We start from the raw sequence: 19,051 nt of genomic DNA on the forward strand, positions 1-19,051 counted from the left end.
AGCTGCCGCTGACCCATAGCGGACGTTGTTGAGGTCCGCTTAGCGGCGTCCTGGCAAAATCAGATCCTCTGGTGCTCTGCCGTCGGAGATGCCCCCAGCGAGCCCGCTCTGTGGCGGTCCTGGCCAAACTTCCCGATTTCGGCTGACGAAGGCAGGCCGGCTTTCGCCGAAGCGCTCCGGAGAACGACGTAGAAAGTCGGCGTCAGAAACAGCCCGAACAGGGTGACGCCCAACATACCGGCGAACACGGCGACGCCGGTCGCAAATCGGACTTCGCTGCCAGCGCCTTCTCCGACAAGAAGCGGCACAGCCCCCGCGATGAACGCCACTGAGGTCATCACGATCGGCCGCAACCTAAGTCGGCAGGCCTCGAGAGCGGCAGTAATCGGCGTTCGTCCGTCCATCTCGAGTTCACGCGCGAACTCGACGATCAGGATGGCGTTCTTGCAGGCGAGCCCCATCAGAACGACCAGGCCGACCTGGACGAAGATGTTGTTGTCCCCGCCTGTCGACCAGACGCCTAGCAAGGCCGCAAAGATGCAAGTCGGCACGATCAAGATCACGGCTAACGGCAAGGACCAGCTTTCATAGAGCGAGGCCAGCACGAGGAAGACCAGCACCACGGCGAGCGGGAACACGATGATCGCGGCGTTGCCCTGCGTGGCCTGCTGGTAGCTCAAGTCCGTCCATTCGAGCTCCATGCCGCGCGGGAGGGTCTTCGCAGCAATCTCCCCGAGCTTCTTGAGCACCTGGGAGGATGAGAAGACTTTCGGATCAGCGTCGCCGATGACATCCGCGGCAGGGAACCCGTTGTACCGAACGACCGGATCCGGGCCGTAGCTCTGCTTGATCGTCACGAAGGATGCGATCGGCACCATCTCGCCTGTCGCGTTCCGGGTTTGAAGTTTTCCGACATCCTCCGCTCTCTGCCGGAAATCGGCCTCGCTCTGGGCCATCACTCGATAGACGCGTCCAAACAGATTAAAGTCGTTGATATAAACTGAACCGAGGTAGACTTGGAGTGCTTCGAACAGGTCAGACAACGCGACGCCCTGCGCCTTCGTTTTTTCTCGGTCGATCTTCACTTCGAGCTGCGGAATGTTGGCCTGAAATGAGCTAACCGGATAACCCATGCCCGGAGTCTTCGCGATCTCGGCCTGGAACGCGTTGACGGCCTTCTGCAGCGCCCCGTAACCGAGGTTCGCCCTGTCCTTGATGTAGAGAGAATATCCCGAGCCGTTGCCGAGCCCCTGAATAGGCGGCGGCAGCAGGGCGTACGCATACCCATCCTTGATCTGAGCGAACTTGGCCGAGAGCTCCGCAGCGATCTCTTGCGCGCTCCGCCGGCGTTCGCCGAACGGCTTGAGGATGATGTACGAGGTCGTAGTGTTAGGTGTGTTCACGGATTGCAGGGCATTCAACCCTGCGTATGCGGGAACGAAGTCCACTCCTTCGACCGACCTTGCGATATCTCCCATCCGCCGGGTCACCGCCTCTGTTCGCGCGAGCGACGCTCCTTCGGGAAGCTTTGCGCCGGAAAACAGGTAGAGCTTGTCCTGCGTGGGAATGAACCCGCCAGGGACGGCCTGGAAGAGCGCTCCGGCTCCACCCAAGACGCCGACATAGACGGCGAAGGCCGCGCCGCGCCCCAGCCCGCGGAAGGACTTGCCTATTCCGGACTGGTAGAGGTTCGAGGCTCCATCAAAGAACCTGTTGAACGGACGGAACAGCCAACCGAAGGCGCCTTCGATGGTGCGCCCCAGCCAATCTTTCGGCGCGTGATGGCCTTTGAGCAGCTTCGCCGCGAGCGCGGGAGAAAGCGTGAGCGAGTTGACCGCAGAGATCACGGTCGAGATCGCGATTGTCACGGCGAACTGCTTGTAGAACTGGCCGGTTACGCCGGACAGGAACGTCATGGGAACGAAGACGGCGCACAAAACCATGGCGATCGCGATGATCGGCCCCGAAACCTCGTGCATCGCCTTGTGGGCGGCCGCCTTGGGCGTCAGGCCTTGCTCTATGTAGCGCTCGACGTTCTCCACCACGACGATCGCGTCGTCGACGACGATGCCGATCGCAAGCACAAGGCCGAACAGTGTCAAAGTGTTGATCGAGTACCCGAGCAGATAGAGAAATGCGAAGGTTCCCACGATCGAGACCGGCACCGCGATCAGTGGAATGATCGACGCTCGCCACGTCTGAAGAAACAAGATCACCACGATTACGACGAGGATGACCGCCTCGATCAAAGTGTGTTGGACGGCGGAAATCGATTCGCGCACAAAGACCGTTGGATCCCACACCGCACGATACGTGATCCCCGGCGGGAACGACTTGGAGAGCTCGTCGAGTTTTCCATAGACCGCAGCAGCGACCCCGAGCGCGTTGGCTCCAGGAGACAGGAAGATGCCGACGGTCGTTCCGTTCTGCTCGTTCTGGAACACGCGCATCGTGTAGTCGCCGGCGCCGAGCTCCACTCGGGCGACATCGGACAGGCGCACCAGCTCTCCGTCAGGTCCCGTCTTCAGGACTATCGCAGCGTATTCGCCCTCGCCTTCGAGGCGTCCGCGGACGTTGATGGAAATCAGGAAGTTGGTCGAGGTCGGCGAGGGTTCAGCGCCAAGCTGCCCTGCCGAGACCTGTACATTCTGATCCCTGACCGCGGCGACTACGTCGCCGGCGGTCAGCCCGCGCGCGGCGAGCTTATTCGGGTCAAGCCAGATCCGCATGGCGTAGTCGCCCGCGCCGTACAGGCCGACGTCGCCGATGCCGCGCAGTCGAGAGAGCTCATCTTTGATGTTCAGGAGCAGATAATTGCGCAGGTAAAGTGAGTCGTAGCGGTTGTCCGGCGAGAAGAGGCTCACATACATCAGCGGCGTCGGCGATTGCTTCTGGGTCGTCACGCCGAACTGCCGGACTTGGTCGGGCAAGCGGGAGAGCGCCTGACTCACCCTGTTCTGCACGCGCACCGCCGCGGTGTCGGGATCGACGTCCGCGGTGAAGGTGACGATGACCTGCAGACTGCCGTCGGAACCCGACACCGAGCGCATGTACATGATGCCCTCAACTCCGTTGATCGCCTCCTCCAAGGGCGTCGCGACCGACTCTGCAATTTCTTTCGGGTTCGCGCCGGGATAGGTCGCCCTGACCACTACGCTTGGGGGAACGACCTCAGGATATTCGCCGACAGGCAGAAAAGGTGCGGCAAGCGCACCGGCCATGAGAACCAGGATCGACAAAACGATCGCAAAGATCGGCCGGTCGATGAAAAAACTGGAGATCTTCACGAGCCCGCCCCCTTGCTGGCCGAGCCGAGCGACGCTTCGGTCGGCGACACAGCGACGCCGGAGTAGAAGATCCGGGAGAGGCCTCCACGGACGACCTTGTCGCCCCGCGCCAGTCCGGACGTCACTACCTGCACGCCGTCGATCCTGCGACCGACGACGATGTCCTTCCTGATTGCCTTGTTCCCCTGATCGAGCACGTAGACGTACTTGCGATCCTGATCGGTGAGGACGGATCGCTCGTCGATCAGCATCGTCGGCGTCTGGGCGCCGTTCGACATCCTGACCCTTGCGAACAAGCCAGGCGTCAGCACGCGATCCTTGTTAGGAAGGATCGCCCGCACCCTGACCGTGCCGGTCGACGAGTCGAACGCATTGTTTAAATAGTCGAGCGCGCCGGTGCGCGGATATCCGGTTTCATCGATGAGCCCGACGCCCACCATGGCGCTCGCTCGGTCGCGGAGTGCGGCGCCAAGCTGCCTTTGGTAGCGCAGGAACGAATGCTCGTCGGGATTGAAGTAAACGTAGACCGGGTCTTGAGACACAACGGACGTCAGCTCCGACTGGTCGGCCCTCGCCAGGTTGCCAACGGACAGAAGAGCGCGTCCGGCTCTCCCGCTTACAGGCGCTCTGACCTCCGTGAATTCGAGATTTAGCTTGGCCGTGACAACAGCCGCCTCGGCCTCGCGGACATCGGCGACGCTTTGCAGGCGCTCCGCCTCTCTTGTGTCCGCCGTTTCGACCGAAACGGTGTTGCTCTTCACAAGCGTTTGGGCCCGCTGATTCCGCGAGTTTGCTAGCGTCACCGCAGCACACGCCCGATCGAGCCTTGCCTCCGCGCTCTCGAGAGCCGCCCGGTAGGGACGTTGATCGATCACGAAGAGCGGATCACCTTTGGCGACTTCGTCGCCCTCCTTGAATGAAACGCGTTCGACGTAGCCGGTCACGCGAGGCCGGATGGACACAGCGTCCACGGCCTCGATGCGGCCATTGAATTCGTCCCACTGCGAAAGAGGTTCGAAGAGGACCGGGGTTACCTCAACCGCGACCGCGGCGGGTTCTTTGGACGATTGCGCGCTATCGTCCTGGCAGCCGGTCAGCGCCAACAGGAGGAGCAGAGCCATCGCTCGCGTGCATTCCAAAGGGGGCATCTTGGGATCCTCAAGCGGTCTTCGATGGATCAGCAGTCGCGACGAAAACGCGAAGATCACGCGTCCAACCAATCAGCGATGAAGCGCCACGGTGCGACCGCGGCGGAGCGGTCGATCAAGCGATCGACGCCTAGGCTTCGTTGTTCTGCTTTCTGGAAGGCCGCGCCAGAACCCAAACCGGAGGTTCCGAATGGACCAAAGGCGATCTCGGCCGTCGGGTACGCCGATTGGGTCGTCTACGACATGCCGAAGTTAGCGGCCGGACGGCACGCTGGTTATCGTCGCGCGCGGGACGAGACGGAATATCCGTCTCAAATTGTGAGGCGCCCTGAACGCATTGGCGCGGGAGAACAGCACCTACCCCGGAGCTCACATGCCGAACCGTCCCGAAGGATCAATTACTGCCATAGTCGGCACGGACGCATAGAAGTCCGGCGTCTAATTCGCGCTGAAGAAAGCCTCAAGGTCGTGGCATAAGCACGTTCTCATCTTTCTCAGAGAGGCGGTGGTCACCCCAGCGATGTGAGGGGTCAACAAGGTGTTCGGAACGTCAGCCCAGGAACTTGGCGGGGTGGGTTCTTCGGCGAAGACATCGAAATAGCCGAAGCCGAGTTTCCCGCTCTTCAGGCATTCTCGCGCGGCGTCTTCATCCACGAGCGCCCCCCGGCCGACGTTGACCACCATTCCGCGTGATCCGATGGCCTCGAGAACTTCCTGATTGATCAGAGGCGGCGCTCCCGGCGCGGGAGATGGGGCGGCCACAATCAGCGCATCACTTTGGGTGGCGAGCGCGAGCAGTTTGCCGGCGCGGGGCCATTCCGCCTTTGGCTTGGAGCGAGGCCCCCACCATGAGACGGCCATGCGCATCATCTCTGCGCGCCGAGCAACCGCCGTTCCGATGCGGCCAAGACCGACGATGCCGATTTTCAGTTCGCTGGCGCTGCGTGACACGAGCTTGCGGTCCGGTCGCCATCGGCCCTGGCGGGTGATGGTATCGCCTTCGAGAATGCGTCGATGGAACATCAGGACCGCAGCGATCACTAGGTCTGCAACGTCTTCGGCGTTGGAACCGGGATCGCTCCGGAAGGCGATGCCTTGGGCGGTCAACCAGTCGACGTCGATCCCTTCGCAGCCTACTGTGAAACACGCGACGAACTGTAGGTTAGGGAAGGCTTTGGCCTGACTTTGCCCGAACTCCTGGTCGCCCACCACGACGATCGCCCGCGCCAAGCGCCGCTCGTCCTGCGACAGCGCATCCAGTTCCACCAGCCGGAAGTGATCGCGCAGGGGCTCCAGGACCGGCGTCAACTCGGGTTGCGCCACTGCCACCAATGGCAGGGCGGAGCTTTCGATCGCGGCTGTCATTTTCTAGTCCAGAGAATATAACGGCGGCCGCCTAGGCGGGGAAGGCAGGGCGGCCGCCGTCTAGAGGATCTGCGGACGCGGGGGGACGCAAACGTCCCGCAGAGTCCTCAACCGATGAGCAAGTGAACTCGAAAGTCGAGGATGAAGCTGTCGGCGATCGGGTCACAGAACCAAGAACGGGCTTTCTCGATGGACCACGCGATCGCAGTGCGCAAACCGAATCCCAGGCGCCAACATCGCCGAGCTCACGCCCGGTCGGGCATGGGGGCTTTTAGCGGCCAGGCGCAGGTCAGGCGTCGCGCCACGAGGTGAAAAGCGCCGCTTGGCCGGCTCGGATGCCATCAGCTTCGACCAAGTTCCAGATTATTCCGCCCTCAATCCAGAATCGGCGGCCGGACTTCGAAACCCTGATGCCCTCATAGTCGGCGGCGTAGCCGTCCCGGGCGACAGCGGCAAGGAGGGCCGCGCGCTTAGATCTTTCGGAGACTTCCGCGGACAGACTGGACCGCATGCCTACGATTTCGTCCCAGCCGTACTCGAAGCAACGCTGAGCTGAACGGTTTGCATAGATGAACTGCGGATCATCTCCGTGATGCGCCAGAACGGCGAAAGGCGCGTCATCATAGAGCCAGCGCGCATCGCGCTGGTCATGCGAGATCGGACGGCCGACCAACCGTCGAAAGCTCTCTGACAGGGTTCTATAGAAGTCGGCGTTGTAGGCGAGGCTAGCCATTTGTGATCTCCATCGATGCCTCGGCCGACCGGCGGTGGTGCCCGGTCGTAGCTATGAAGCGGCGTCTCGCCTGATCGCGTTGACGGCGGCGGACAGCACCATCCGAGCGGGCTGCGAGTCTGATGCGGCGGATCGAAACGCTTATTGCCCTACACGAAATGTCTGCTGCACGGCGGCGGTGAGGAGGCTCAAGACGCCTCGATCATCGTGAGCAAGCGCTGGCAGTCATGATCGATGCTGCGTTCGAGCACGTTCGCAACCGCCAGAAGCAAGCCCGCGCCCGACCGCGTCGCCGCCGCGAACCACGGTGACAGCGGAGCGGGCCCGAGATTGACGGCGCGCGCTTCGAGCGCGAGGCGCTGGTCGTCGAAACCGGCAGGGAGAGGCAGGAGGACCGAAAGGCCGGCCGGCACGGCCTTATCGACGCCAAGCCTCCTTAACGTTTCTACAAGCAAGCGCCGCCGTTCGCCGTAGAGCAGCCGCATGCGTCTCAGATGGCGCAGGTAGTGGCCATCCCGAAGAAAGCTTGCGAGCGCGAGCTGCGAGGCGACGTTCGGCGGGGCGCTAAGCCAAGTGGCTACATCGATCAATCGGCGAGCGAGAGGCAACGGCGCGATGACGAAGCCGATCCCGACCATCGGCGCGATCGTCTTGCTGAACGTGCCGACGTGGATCACGCGTTCCGAACCAGGCCCCGCGGCCAACGCGTTCGGCGACCGACCGCCGAGATGAAGTTCGGCGAGGTAATCATCCTCGATGATCCATGCTCCGCAAGAATTCGCCCAGCGAATGAGCTCCGCTCGTCGGTGTTCGCCGAGGGCGACGCCGCTAGGCGCCTGCTGTCCCGGAGTGACGACCGCCAGGGCTGCCGCCGGAGCCAGCTCGCAGCCGCGTTCGACGACGATGCCGTCCTTGTCGACAGGCACGGCGACCGCATGCACCCCAGATATTTCGAGAGCGAAGCGCGCGACTGGATAACCGGGATCCTCGACCCACGCTTGCTTTCCCGCGGCGCCGATGGCGCGCAACGCGATGCCTAGCCCCCCGCGAAAACCGGCGGTGACGATGACCTGCTCCGGCGAGCATTCAATGCCCCTGGCGACAGCGACGTGCGAGGCGATCGCGGATCGCAGCTCGTGGAGGCCACGCGGATCTCCATAGCCGGTGCGAAGGGACGTAGCCTGAACCGCCTGGCGATGGAGACGCGCCCAAAGCGTCGCAGGAAATGCGTCGTGCGCAGGGACACCCATCTGAAAGACCAGAGCGTGTGTTGCGCGGTAGTGGAAATCCTGCGGCAAAAGCGCTTCTGGATCCCTTGGATCGGGCGCCACTGTGGGTGGCAGACTGCCCGCGACGCGGGTGCCCGCCGAGCCTGCCGTGACCAGGAGGCCTCGATCCATAAGTTTCTCATAGGTGGCTCGTATGGTGCCCCGGGCGACGCCGAGCTGGCCGGCGAGGTCTCTCCAAGAGGGTAGCCGAGCGCCCGGAGGAAGGGCGCCTTCCGAGATCGCACCTTCGATGTGGCTCGCGATCTGGTCGACCAGCGTAGTGGAACCGACGCGGTCAAGCGTCAGGTCCTTCGTCTTCCAAGGCGATGCTGCCGTCATGCCTTATGCCCGCTCGGGAACGCGAACTCCGGGCCGCCAGCCGAGCTCGTTCCACGCCTTGTCGACCGCCAGCGCCCCACCGGGCTCGGCGATGTTGTAGACGCCCGGTCGGCCGTGATCCACGGCGAGGAATGCGGCGTAGGCCGCGGCCTCAACATGGACCGGCGAGGCGCCGCTCGGTTCATCCGACCAGGTGCCTGGACCGTACAGCTGGCCGTAGCGAAGGATGAGACCCTCGAACGCATTTTGATCGAGAACCGCACTCTCCAGCGGGATCACGCCGTCGAGGACTGAAATGGCGCGCGCGCCCGTCGCCGCGATATCGAGCGGGTCGGTTTCGACATATGGCCCGCTTCGGGAGGCGTAAGCCCATCCGATGCTTTGGGCGATGACCCGCTTGACGCCTGACCGCGTGGCGGCCCGAACAAGGTTCGCCGTTCCCTCGCGACGGAGGCGAGCATTTCGTTTCAGGCCCTCATTGGGAGAATGAGGATCGAGACCGCCCGACAGATCCGTAAGCTGGTGAATGAGGACGTCCGGCGAGGCGAGTTCAACCGCCGCTTCGAGAGCGCGGGCGTCAAAGACATCGACCACGGTCACCGTTACGCCCACGGCCTCCAATTTGGCCTTGCCATTGGCGGTGCGGGTCGTGCCGGTCACCTTGTGGCCCGCCTCGAGGAGAAACGGGATTAGAGAACGGCCGACTACCCCAGTCGCACCGGCCAGGAATAATTTCGTCGTCATCTTTCACTCCGCTGAGTCGCGGCGTGCCGAACCCGGTTTGGCGCCTGATCAGCCGCATTGAAAGACTAGGCAGCGGGGGCCGGCCGGATGAGGTTCGAGTTCATCCATTGTGACTGTACCAAGAACCACATGACGTACTTGGTTGATCCAGCGGTCCGCGGCGTCGCGCGCCATCGGGTGGCCCAATGCCTCGGCCCCGGTCAGCTCGCAATCGTGGTCTACGGGCTGGGTGGATCGACACGGTTGGGCAGATGGCGCTGCCGGGTGCTCATAGCGCTTTCGGGAGGGACACCCAGTAACGGGCGCATTGCGCAGCCTGGATGGCGCTTGCGGCCGCTGCGTCTCCGACCATGCCCACGTCGCCGACCCAATCGCCGGCGAGAAACAGTCCCGGAGCGTCGATAATCTCGACGCTGGCGCGGGGGCGGTCCCACCGGGGCAGGCCATGGGACACCACCATGCCGCGAAGCGTCTGGCGCGTAACTTCTTCCTCGCGCCAGCCCGGCATCACCAGGTCGGCCACCCCTTCGAGTTCTTCAACGAGGTACTTCGCCGGCGGCTCGCCGATAGGCAGATATTTGACGACGTGGACCAACGCGCCGCCCGCCGGCGTCAGATTGGCTGATCCCGAATGTACAGAAAGGTAGAAGGGAGCATCGATGCCCAAGGCGAAGTCGCGCGCGTTCGGCGGCAGGCGTCGCAATCCGAGATCGAGAGTATTGGCGCGAACGGCGTGCACTTCGCGCGCTTCGCTCAGCAGCGAAGGGACATCCGGCGCGAGCTCCGCCGCCTCCTGCGGTCCAACCGCCATGATAACGGCATCAGGGGTTCTGACCGCCCCATCGCCCATAACGATTTCAGGCCGTCCCGCGACACAGCTCACCCTGGCGACCGGAGCTCTGTCGTTTAGCTCGGCCACACGATGGCGCGCAGTCTTGCTCAAGCCATCCACCAGATTAGCCCATCCGCCGTCGACATAGATCGTGCCGCCGGTTGTTAGGCGGATCTGGTCGAGGAGCGCTTTGGCCGACACGTCGGCCGATCCGTTGGCGTAGCTCGAGAGCCGGCCCATCGCTTCGACAGCGGTGCGAACGGCTGGCGAAATGCGCTGTTCGCCGAGCCACTGAGCAAAAGACCCTGCGCCGGTCGCTCCGCCCATGACCTTCTTGAAAATGCGCGCGTAGGAAATCTTGTCTGTGAAGCCGAAAAGCGACGTCTTGACGATAGAACCCGGTGTGCTCGGAAGATGATGAAGTCGGCCGCCGCTGATCGCTTGCCTCGTGCCAGAGAGCGCGGGTCCGCCAGTATACGGAATGTCGAACCTGTCGAGCTGCCGCCTTAGCGCGCCTTCGCGATAAAGCGCGTGCGGCCCGCGATTGAAGAGGAAGCCCTTGACGTCACGTGTACGGGCCCGGCCGCCGAACTCACTCGCCGCTTCAAGAACGGTGGCCTGAACGCCGTGCGTCGACAGCTCGATTGCCGCCAGCAAGCCAGCGAGCCCGCCGCCGACGATATCAACACGTCGCTCCGACATTTCTGCTGTCCCGTGCTTGTTTTCAGGAAATGGTTTCGCCACCGCTGCGGCTCTTCAGCCAATGGCGAGCGGCGTCAGACCCCGCACCCCGCTGGGACCTTTGGTTGTCCGGAGCGCAAGGGCGGCTCTTCGGTGGTCAGCGCAGCAGGTCGACCGCGCTATGGTCGAGATCGGCCAGCGTCGCCTGCCGCGCCGCCTCGATAGACTTTGGATCGAGAAAGGCAGTGGCCTGAACAGGCAGGAACTGCAGGGTCTTCAGCCCGATGCAGCCGAGCGCGGCCGAGAGATAAGGCGTGAGGAAATCCGGCTGGTTGGCTCGCTCGCCGGCGAAAACGCCTCCCGAGGCGACGCCGATGAAGACCGGGCGGTCGCTCAGCATGCCCACTTTCCCATCCGGCGTCGGCAGGATCGTACGACCGACTCGAAGCAGCTCATCGATCCACGCCTTCAAGACGGACGGAACAGTGAAGTTGTTCATCGGCGTGCCGATAACGATCGCGTTTGCTGCCTCGACCTCACGGATCACCGTTTCAGACAGCTCGATCGCCGTGGGGGAAGCCGTGCTCATCGCCGCCGCCGACGACAGCGCTGCTGCGTAGTCGGAACCGTGATGCGGAAGCGGATCAAAGCCCAGGTCCCGTCGGCTGATCTCGGCGTCGGGCAGAAGCGAGAGCAATCTCTGAACGATCGCCGCTGACAGTTGGCGGCTGTGGGAGTCCGGACGCGGGCTGCAGTCGATATGAAGAATGTTCACGCCGCACGCTCCAGCTGCTTCACGAAGCCTATGACGGCATCATTCAGGCCCTCGCGCTTGTAGAAGCGGCGCGCGTTCTCGTTGGTCGCGGCGGTATCGAGCACGAGGCGCCCGCAATACTCGTCGACGCCGATCGTAGAGAGCTCCTTTAGCAGCGCCGCGCCGAGGCCTTTCCCCCTGGCGTCCTCGGCGGTCACGAGGTCGTCGACATAGAGAAAGCGGTCGTGGATCAGGTTCTCGGTGACCCTGTATCCAGCGAGCGCGACGACCCGGTCGCCCTGCCACGCCGCGAGGACTCGATAGCCCTCTGTCGCCATCTCGGACGCCCGGTCGATCCACTCCTGCACGTTCTTGAGACGCGGTCGCAGCAGGGAAATCACAGGAAAGCAGGCTGCCAGCTTGTCCGGGCCGTGCACGGGGCGGAGTACGATCCCGTTCGACAAGGTGACTGCGTCGGATTGCTCTGCCATTGGCTCCTCACGGTGTTTGTAGTCCGTGAAAAGGTAACGACTGCGCCCTGGTTGATGCAGAACCAGGAACGCTCACCTCGGATGGGCCAAACCGGAATGGGGGCGCGACGAGGTCAGTCCTCCTGCCGTGATTGATTTCGCGCCTTCAAAGCGATGGCCGCCGATGGTCCAGCGTAACGGTCCAATTTTGGTTCTATCGGATCAGGGGGCGCCCAGTTCACCTTTCGGGAAAGGAGACATCTCAAAGATGAAACATTCGCTATTCATTGGCCTTGCGTTTGTTGCTTTTGCAGCGCCTACGATGGCTGGGCCTGTCAATGTCAACGACGTCGGCGAACTTGTTTCGGCAACGCCGATCGCCGACCTTGATCTGACGTTGTCATCCGTAGCCAACCGCGCCGACGTGATGACGTATCGCTCCCAGGCGCTGAACGGCCATTCCATTCTTGTTTCCGGCGTCGTGCTTACCCCGAAGGGCACGCCGCCAAGCAGCGGCTGGCCAGTCGTCGCTTGGGGACACGGTTCATCCGGGGTGAACGACAAGTGCGCGCCGTCGTCGCTGCCGAACCGCTCCGGAAAGATCGACCTGTACGGCTACGCCGGCTTCGTCGCCGCGTTGCTCAAGGGCGGGTACGCGGTGGTGGCTACCGACTATGAGGGCCTCGGTGTCCCGGGAGAGCACCCCTACATCATCGCTGACAGCGAAGCGCGCGGGATGATCGACGCGGTGCGCGCGGCGATCCATGACGATGCGACGCTGTCGAGGTCTTGGTTTGCCGTCGGGCATTCGCAAGGCGGGCAGGCAGCCATCGCCGCGGGCGAGATGGCCGAAACCTGGGGCAAAAGTCTCGATTTCCGCGGCACTGTCGGTCTGGCCCCGGTGACGAATGTCGGCGCGGCCTACAGCTATGGATCGCCCGGTCCAGTGGACCGGGGCTTCTACCTGCTGGCCCTCCAGGGCCTGAAGACCGTGAATCCCAGCATGCGCTACCAGGACTATCTCGGTGCCGAAGCGCTGAGGATGCTCCCGGAAACCGCGAACGAGTGCACCCTGAGGATCTGGGAGGACTTCTCCGCAAACCTCGGCGACAGGCTCAACGACTTCGAGTTCACGCCCCAGACGCCGGAGGCGGCGCTGAAGCTGCAGCCGCTACTGGACGCCCAGAGTGTGCCGCGTGGGCGCACCCCTGGACCGATGCTACTGCTGCAGGGAGACCACGATCCTTCAATCAAGATCGCAGTGACTAGGCAGGCTGTCCGTAACGCGCAAGCCGCCGGAACATCCGCAGAGTTCCGAGTCTATCCGGGCAAGGATCACTATTCGGTGCTCGCCGAGGGCAAGGACGGCGGCGCCGCGACGGACGTTATCGCGTGGCTCGACAGCCACAAAAACAAGTAAGGGCGACAAGCGACATGAAGATCAATCAGCTTCTGATCTCGTTCTTCGTGATCGTGATGTCGGCAAATGTCGCGCTCGCGAAGGACCCCGAGGTCAATCACGCCTCGACGCGAGAGACCGTCATCCCAAACTTCTCGCAAGCGATACCGAACGTTCCGGGAAAGTCGCTCGTCGCAGTCGAGGTGGTTTACCCGCCGAGCGGCGCTTCCCTCGCGCACCGTCATGCCAAGTCTGCCTTCATCTACGGATACGTCGTTTCCGGAATCATCCTCAGCCAGATCGCGGGCGAGCCAGCGCGCTTCTACCGCGCTGGCGAGAGCTTCTTCGAAGCGCCCGGCGCCCATCATCTCGCTGGCCGAAACGCCAGCGCGACCAAACCCGCCAAGCTGCTCGCCGTTTTCGTCGTCGACACAGGCGAGACGAAGCTCACCATTCCTGACAAGTGAGGACGCAAGTCGTGAGCGCTCGCATCGACTACAGGAAGGTCGCGCCAGACGGGTACAAGGCTCTTGGCGGCGTCTATGCGTACATCAGGCAGTGCGATCTCGGCGACGTGCTCGTCGAACTCGTGTTCCTGCGGATCTCGCAGATCAATGGTTGCGCCTACTGTCTCGATCTCCACACCCGCGCCCTGATCAGCAATGGCGTCACGCCTAGGAAGCTGACGTTGGTTCAGGTCTGGCGCGAAGCCGGTCGTGTCTTTGAGGATCGCGAGCGTGCCGCCCTGCGCTGGGCTGAGACCGTCACCCGAGTCGCGGAGACGGCGATCCCTGACGAGGACTTCAAAGCAGTGTCAGCCGTGTTCGACGAGAAGGAGGTGGTGGACCTGACGATCGCGATCGGCTTGATGAACGCCTTCAACCGCATCGCGATCGGCTTCAGGCGCTCGCCTCAATAAGTCCAACAGGCGGCCCGCGAGATCATCTCCGCAGGCCTCAATTGTACGCGCTAGGGGGAGCGGACCCTAGACAGCGGGATTATGGATAGGGCTCACGCTCAAGAGGCTTCAGATCCATCACATCCTGCTCACCGAATGAACGTTTTTGCCCCCCGCGGCGTGCCTAGGGGGGCGACCTTAAGCGTCTGAAGTCGAGAGCTTCATCATCACTAGGCCGCAAACGATCAGAACAGCCGCTGCCACGCGAACGGCGCTCATGTGCTCGCCGAGGACGATCACTCCGATTACGAATGCGCCCACCGCCCCAATCCCCGTCCAGATCACATAAGCGGTGCCGAGCGGCAGGGACTTCATGGCCAGAGACAGGAGAACGAAGCTCGCGATTGCGGTCGTCAGCGTTACGACGGACGGCCCAAACTTTGTGAAGCCATCCGACTGCTTCAGGGCGTAGGCCCACACGACTTCGAGAACGCCAGCGGTCAAGAGATACAGCCAAGCCAAGACCACATACTCCAATGGTCGCCGGGCCGTCCCGGACATGTATTCCCCAACTGGGCAGAGGGCGTGGCCTCACGCCAAAACACCTGTGGCCTTATGCCTAATTTTCAATCGCCTATGTCTAATTCGTGAGCAGCCGACGCGGCTCGGCGCAGGCGTCTAAGAAGCTCGGCCTGTTTTAAATGACGCTTGGACGTCCGTTTGATGAAGTGGCAGCAATGCCTGCTTCTGGCGCGTCGCGGAAGAACGAGGCGTAGATTGGGCTGGAGGGGCTGCCTCAGGGAGGTGGCCATGCGCCAGCCCGACTTGTTCCGCTCACCGCGAAAGCCTTGGAATTCTGGTCGTCTGATCGGTCCTAAAGCTCTGTTGAAGCCAAACCACATATGGGCAATCCGGCAGGAGGCCCGGGCGATTAGGCGCTGCCGCCGTCGGGGTTTGGCGTCGCTGCCTCGGACGGGCACGAGGCAACAAGAGCGGGACCTTACCTTGGCTCGGCTTCATTCCATCAGGAGGGCGAGCGCGTCCTCAGGCTTCAGTCCGTATCGAAGTATCAGGCGGAGCGTGATGGCGACGGCACGCGGGACCACCTTGCCGCTGTCGTCGGCCGCCCATCGGGCGTGGTGCGCTCGTCGGTTTGGAAGAACTTGCTGGCCCCTGCGAGCGACAGGCCGAATTCGGCCTTAGCCTCGCGATATTCCTTCGGCGTCATGAGCTTCCTTCCAGGGCCGGGGGGATGGGTCGTCAGGAGAGAGGCGCATTGTGCCATGCGAGGCGGCAAACGGGCAGACAAAACCGGCCCCGGCATGTGCCTTTCATGGGCCACGGAACACCGTGAACGGATGGGAACGACGCCGGAACGCAGCGACCTGTTCGATAATGCGAGGTAATTTTCCGCCTGGTGCGGAATGGATTGTAAAACAGCAAAAAGTCCGCTGGACTTCGCCTAAGAGCCTGATCCAACGGACTTATTTTTGTTATGGTGACAGGATTTGAACCGTGACCTTCAGGTTGAGCCTGAAAGGCTCACCACCGAAAAGAGGGTCCCACGGCCGAGTGGCTCGTGTGTGCGCGGTCAAGCAGCAACTGTTTGGAGGCGGGGCCGGTGACACCCCCAAGGGTGGCTCGAAAGTCGCCCACCTCAGCACTGGGACCGGGGTGGGTCTAATGCGCGCAAAATCTCAATTCAAAAGTTGGGGGTCTCCGCATGAAGCCAGCGTCGCGTCCACAGGGTAGTGGGTCAGTTTGAATTTAGATCGCCGGCCGGGTACACGTTCGAGATGAGAAGCAGGTGAGCCTCTTGCTGAATAATTTCTCGCGCCTTCACGAGATTGTCCGCAGTGATGAGATTACCGGCCAGTAGCTCTGGGGCCGCGTAGTCAGCCATAATCTCACACCCATCTCTCGTCTGGTTTGGTATGGGCTGGCACCTTCACGGTAATTGCTCCCGCTTCTTGTACGGCCCACGCCTCTTCGGCTGAGCATCCGCCGCCCGACCAGCTTCACAATGTCGCCGATCTCCCAAAGCCGATCCGACACGCTCGCCGCCATCGCGGGTGTCACCTTAAGCGACCGATGGATGCGGACGAAGTTGTAATACATTATGTGAAGCGCAACCGCGTAAGCGTAATTCTCAACCTTCTTGGAGAAGGCGTTCGTGAGGCGCGTGAAGCGTCGCATATGCATGCGCATCGTGAGGTTGGCGCGCTCGGCGTAGGACGTGCTGACGTGTGCCTTGTCGGGGCTTCCTTCGATCCGGATCTTGCGGGTACCGATGCAATCCGCTGGGCTGTAGCGGCCCTTGGCGGCCTCAGGAGCCGTGCCGTAGAGCTTCAACAGCATGGCATAGTCGACGACAGCGCCGAACGCGCCCTCGACCGCGTCAAGATAAGCCTTGTGGCCATCTGAAGTGAGCTGCACGCGGTTAGCGAGACGCAACGCCAGATCGTCCATGAACCACATGGCGTATTCGCTGTCGCGGCCACCCACGAGGTAGGACGCTATCAGCTTCGTATCGGCGTCGATCGCGGTCCACGTCCATACGTCACCAGCGGCCTCAGGGGCGGCCGTAGCGGCGGCGACGTTCTTCTGCTTGGCGTAGATGAACGACCAAATCTCGTCGACCTGGATGCGCTTCGAGGTCAGCCCGCGAACGTGCTCGTCATGGTAGGCGGCACACGCCTTACCGGCATCAACCAGCAGCTTGGCGACGGTGTTCTTGCTGGCGCCCGTCAGCCGCGTGATTGCGCGGATGGACGTGCCTTCGCAAAGAAGGTGGAGGATGCGCGCGCGATCAGCGGAAGAGAGTTTGTTCATACCGCTGATATCGAACGCGACCAGCCCATTCGTCAAGCATAACGGCCATTTCGCGGCAGTGACACGGGGGTCGCTGCCGGGGTATGTGGTCATTAAATTGGACATAGTTCAGAAATAAGCGCAATCTCACGGTTACGATGGCGACCCAGTGCCGGCTTTAGCCGGAGCGCACGACACCGGAGAACCGAGTTGAGCAACAGCCGAGAGATGCGACGCCTCCAGGCTAGGTGGCAGCAGAACACCGGATGGCCAAAGAAGCTCGACTGGATCGAGATCAACGGCATTCGCGGATGGGCTGGTCAGCGCATCCCTTTTAATTTCCCAATCGTCGCCATCGTTGGTGAAAACGGATCGGGCAAAAGCACTATTCTCCAGTGCGCAGCATCAATTTACCAGCCAATGGATGATGCAGAAAAAGGTTGGTTTGCTTCTGATTTCTTGCCAAAGACAATTTGGGAAGATGTCAAAAACGGTGAAATCGGATTTGCTATCCGTGAAGGAGATGCTTCTAAAACAAGCACGATCAGGAAACCTGGAGAGCGTTGGCGCGGCAACCCAGAGCGCCCAAAGCGCAAAGTAGACTATATTGATCTGAGACGAATTCAGCCCATTGTCGCAAGGACAGGTTATTCTAAGCTTGCTAAAGATGCGACTTGTGAAACTGAGACTTCGTCGTTCGATAATGCAAGGTTGGCTCGAATGAGCCAGATTATGGGCCGAACTTTTAGCGGCACTCGTATGGTGCTTACCGACGCAGACGAAAAGCGTTTTGTCCCTGTGTTCACCGATGGAGACCAAACTTATTCTGGCTACCACTCTGGCGCTGGGCAGATGACAATTGCCGATCTGCTGAAGGTCGATCCGGATAAAAACAGTTTGCTGCTAATAGACGAAATCGAAACATCACTTCATCCGCGCGCCCAGAGGCGATTGATACGGGATTTAGCGGAACTGTGCCGCGAAAGGGACATGCAGATTTTGGTGACTACACATTCACCATACATACTCGCTGAATTGCCGATGGAAGCGCGCGTATATCTTATGCAGGGTCAATCTGGCCGCCATATAATGACGGGCGTAAGTCCAGAGTTTGCTATGACGAGAATGGATGAGTACCCCCACCCGGAATGTGAGATTTACGTTGAGGACCAGCGATCTCAAACAATGTTGCGGGAGATCGTCGTTGCTCATTCCAGAGGCCTTATTGAAAGATGCTCAATGGTGCCTTTTGGCATGGCGAGCGTGGGGCGAACTTTAGGAATTATGGTATCCCAGGGTCGGTTCCCCCGACCGTCTCACGTATTTCTCGACGGTGATCAAAGCGAGGCGCCCGGCTGTTCTCTGTTGCCGGGTGGAGACGCGCCAGAGCCTGTTGTTTTTGGAGATCTACAAAGATTTGCATGGGGCAAGCTAAGCCAAAGAATTGGTAGGGCTTATGCTGAAGTTGCAGATGCCTGTATTAGATCTATGGCCCTTAGCAACCATCACGACTGGGTAAATGACGCAGCTAGCCGACTTACTCTACCTGGAGAGACGCTATGGCAGGCTATGTGCGCCGAATGGGCGTCCGGCGTCTTAAATAGCGAAGTAGCAAAGCCTATAGTGCAGACAATCGCAGACCTTCTTTTGGCGCAGCCTACTACGGTTTCTTCGCCCACCGTGCGGCTGCCGCTATTTGAGCGATCGATCGACGCGTTTGCGGATCGAGGGCGTTAGATCGCGCAACGCCGCCCTTCAGACCTCCTGCGCGACCTCGATCAGACGATGACGGCCGCACATCCTCGGCGTCGCCGGTCGCAATATCGACGATCGCCTTCGCGAGCTGGTTGGCGTCGCGTGGGCGCTTGGGGGTCTTGGTGGTCATGATATCGCGTGCGGGTGTCTGGACTTGTGGCCCGAAAATGTGCGCGGCTTGAGCGAGCAACCGTCATGAGCTTGGGCGTGCTCAAAGTGGGCTCGCTGACCGGTGGTACCCTCCTTGTGCGCATGGACCTGTCCATGACACTCGGGGCAGCGCTTCAGATAGTCGGGGTTCAAACCTAGGGCTTGATCGACATGGATAATCGACCAATCACCCTCACGAACCCTCATTTCGCAGATATCGTTTTCCATTCCCTCAATATGGCATGCCCGCGGCCGGCTTCCACGCCCGTCAATCCGGCTCGATTTCAAACTGACCCACTACAGTCCACAGCTCTTGGTGGACAGCGAACGTTCAGCTTGGGCCAATAGCGCCGGCTCGGCCGTACGAGACGGCGTCCGAGCCGACAGCGGTGCCATCAGCGTTCTCGGCAATCAACT

The 19,051-nt window shown here is 61.5% G+C and carries 16 protein-coding genes; 4 read left to right on the forward strand and 12 right to left on the reverse strand.

Annotated elements, in window-relative coordinates; translation table 11 throughout:
• Positions 1-59: 59 nt before the first annotated feature.
• The 9 genes from ACO2RJ_RS11805 to ACO2RJ_RS11845 form a co-directional block, all read right to left on the reverse strand.
• The gene (locus tag ACO2RJ_RS11805; protein WP_423268199.1) at positions 60-3,287 is read right to left on the reverse strand and encodes an efflux RND transporter permease subunit; all 3,228 of its coding nucleotides are present in this window, start codon (positions 3,285-3,287) and stop codon (positions 60-62) included.
• Positions 3,284-4,408 carry an efflux RND transporter periplasmic adaptor subunit gene (locus ACO2RJ_RS11810; protein ID WP_423268200.1) on the reverse strand — a complete coding sequence of 375 codons (1,125 nt, stop codon included), beginning with the start codon at positions 4,406-4,408 and terminating at the stop codon, positions 3,284-3,286. The genes ACO2RJ_RS11805 and ACO2RJ_RS11810 overlap by 4 nt, the downstream gene beginning before the upstream one ends.
• 465 nt (positions 4,409-4,873) lie before the next feature.
• On the reverse strand, positions 4,874-5,800 hold the full coding sequence (locus tag ACO2RJ_RS11815; protein ID WP_423268201.1) for an NAD(P)-dependent oxidoreductase: 927 nt from the start codon (positions 5,798-5,800) through the stop codon (positions 4,874-4,876).
• Between the two features lie 289 nt (positions 5,801-6,089).
• Positions 6,090-6,533: an MEKHLA domain-containing protein gene (locus ACO2RJ_RS11820; RefSeq protein ID WP_423268202.1), complete on the reverse strand. Its 444-nt coding sequence runs from the start codon at positions 6,531-6,533 to the stop codon at positions 6,090-6,092.
• A 188-nt stretch (positions 6,534-6,721) separates the two neighbouring features.
• The gene (locus ACO2RJ_RS11825) at positions 6,722-8,140 is read right to left on the reverse strand and encodes a PLP-dependent aminotransferase family protein (protein WP_423268203.1); all 1,419 of its coding nucleotides are present in this window, start codon (positions 8,138-8,140) and stop codon (positions 6,722-6,724) included.
• A 3-nt stretch (positions 8,141-8,143) separates the two neighbouring features.
• Positions 8,144-8,884 carry an NAD-dependent epimerase/dehydratase family protein gene (locus tag ACO2RJ_RS11830; protein ID WP_423268204.1) on the reverse strand — a complete coding sequence of 247 codons (741 nt, stop codon included), beginning with the start codon at positions 8,882-8,884 and terminating at the stop codon, positions 8,144-8,146.
• A gap of 268 nt (positions 8,885-9,152) precedes the next feature.
• A complete protein-coding gene (locus tag ACO2RJ_RS11835) occupies positions 9,153-10,460 on the reverse strand; it encodes an FAD-dependent oxidoreductase (protein ID WP_423268205.1) in 1,308 nt (435 codons plus the stop codon).
• 94 nt (positions 10,461-10,554) lie between these two features.
• Positions 10,555-11,172, reverse strand: coding sequence for an FMN-dependent NADH-azoreductase (locus ACO2RJ_RS11840; RefSeq protein WP_423268206.1), 618 nt, complete (start codon positions 11,170-11,172; stop codon positions 10,555-10,557).
• Positions 11,169-11,642, reverse strand: a complete 474-nt coding sequence (locus ACO2RJ_RS11845; protein WP_423268207.1) for a GNAT family N-acetyltransferase — start codon at positions 11,640-11,642, stop codon at positions 11,169-11,171. Before ACO2RJ_RS11845 ends, ACO2RJ_RS11840 begins: the two co-directional genes overlap by 4 nt.
• Before the next feature lie 247 nt (positions 11,643-11,889).
• Between ACO2RJ_RS11845 and ACO2RJ_RS11850 the strand changes: the two genes are divergently transcribed.
• The 3 genes from ACO2RJ_RS11850 to ACO2RJ_RS11860 are packed head-to-tail and all read left to right on the forward strand — an operon-like array spanning position 11,890 to position 13,939.
• Complete coding sequence (locus ACO2RJ_RS11850; protein ID WP_423268208.1) at positions 11,890-13,041, forward strand: alpha/beta hydrolase family protein; 1,152 nt, start codon at positions 11,890-11,892, stop codon at positions 13,039-13,041.
• Positions 13,042-13,055: 14 nt separating this feature from the next.
• Positions 13,056-13,487, forward strand: coding sequence for a cupin domain-containing protein (locus ACO2RJ_RS11855; protein WP_423268209.1), 432 nt, complete (start codon positions 13,056-13,058; stop codon positions 13,485-13,487).
• An 11-nt stretch (positions 13,488-13,498) separates the two neighbouring features.
• Positions 13,499-13,939, forward strand: a complete 441-nt coding sequence (locus ACO2RJ_RS11860; protein WP_423268210.1) for a carboxymuconolactone decarboxylase family protein — start codon at positions 13,499-13,501, stop codon at positions 13,937-13,939.
• A gap of 177 nt (positions 13,940-14,116) precedes the next feature.
• On the opposite strand, the gene ACO2RJ_RS11865 is transcribed toward ACO2RJ_RS11860, so the two are convergent.
• From ACO2RJ_RS11865 to ACO2RJ_RS11875, 3 genes are all read right to left on the reverse strand, one after another.
• Positions 14,117-14,440, reverse strand: coding sequence for a DMT family transporter (locus ACO2RJ_RS11865; protein WP_423268211.1), 324 nt, complete (start codon positions 14,438-14,440; stop codon positions 14,117-14,119).
• Between the two features lie 547 nt (positions 14,441-14,987).
• Positions 14,988-15,146: a hypothetical protein gene (locus ACO2RJ_RS11870; RefSeq protein WP_423268212.1), complete on the reverse strand. Its 159-nt coding sequence runs from the start codon at positions 15,144-15,146 to the stop codon at positions 14,988-14,990.
• Positions 15,147-15,757: 611 nt separating this feature from the next.
• Positions 15,758-16,750 (reverse strand): IS1 family transposase, encoded by a 993-nt coding sequence (locus ACO2RJ_RS11875; protein ID WP_423268969.1) that lies wholly within the window; start codon positions 16,748-16,750, stop codon positions 15,758-15,760.
• 189 nt (positions 16,751-16,939) lie between these two features.
• Here ACO2RJ_RS11875 and ACO2RJ_RS11880 point away from each other — a divergent pair, with 189 nt between their 5' ends.
• Positions 16,940-18,466 carry an AAA family ATPase gene (locus tag ACO2RJ_RS11880; protein ID WP_423268213.1) on the forward strand — a complete coding sequence of 509 codons (1,527 nt, stop codon included), beginning with the start codon at positions 16,940-16,942 and terminating at the stop codon, positions 18,464-18,466.
• The last annotated feature ends 585 nt before the right edge of the window (positions 18,467-19,051 follow it).

The sequence above is a fragment of the Hansschlegelia sp. KR7-227 genome (assembly GCF_049446035.1).
Lineage (GTDB): Bacteria > Pseudomonadota > Alphaproteobacteria > Rhizobiales > Methylopilaceae > Methylopila.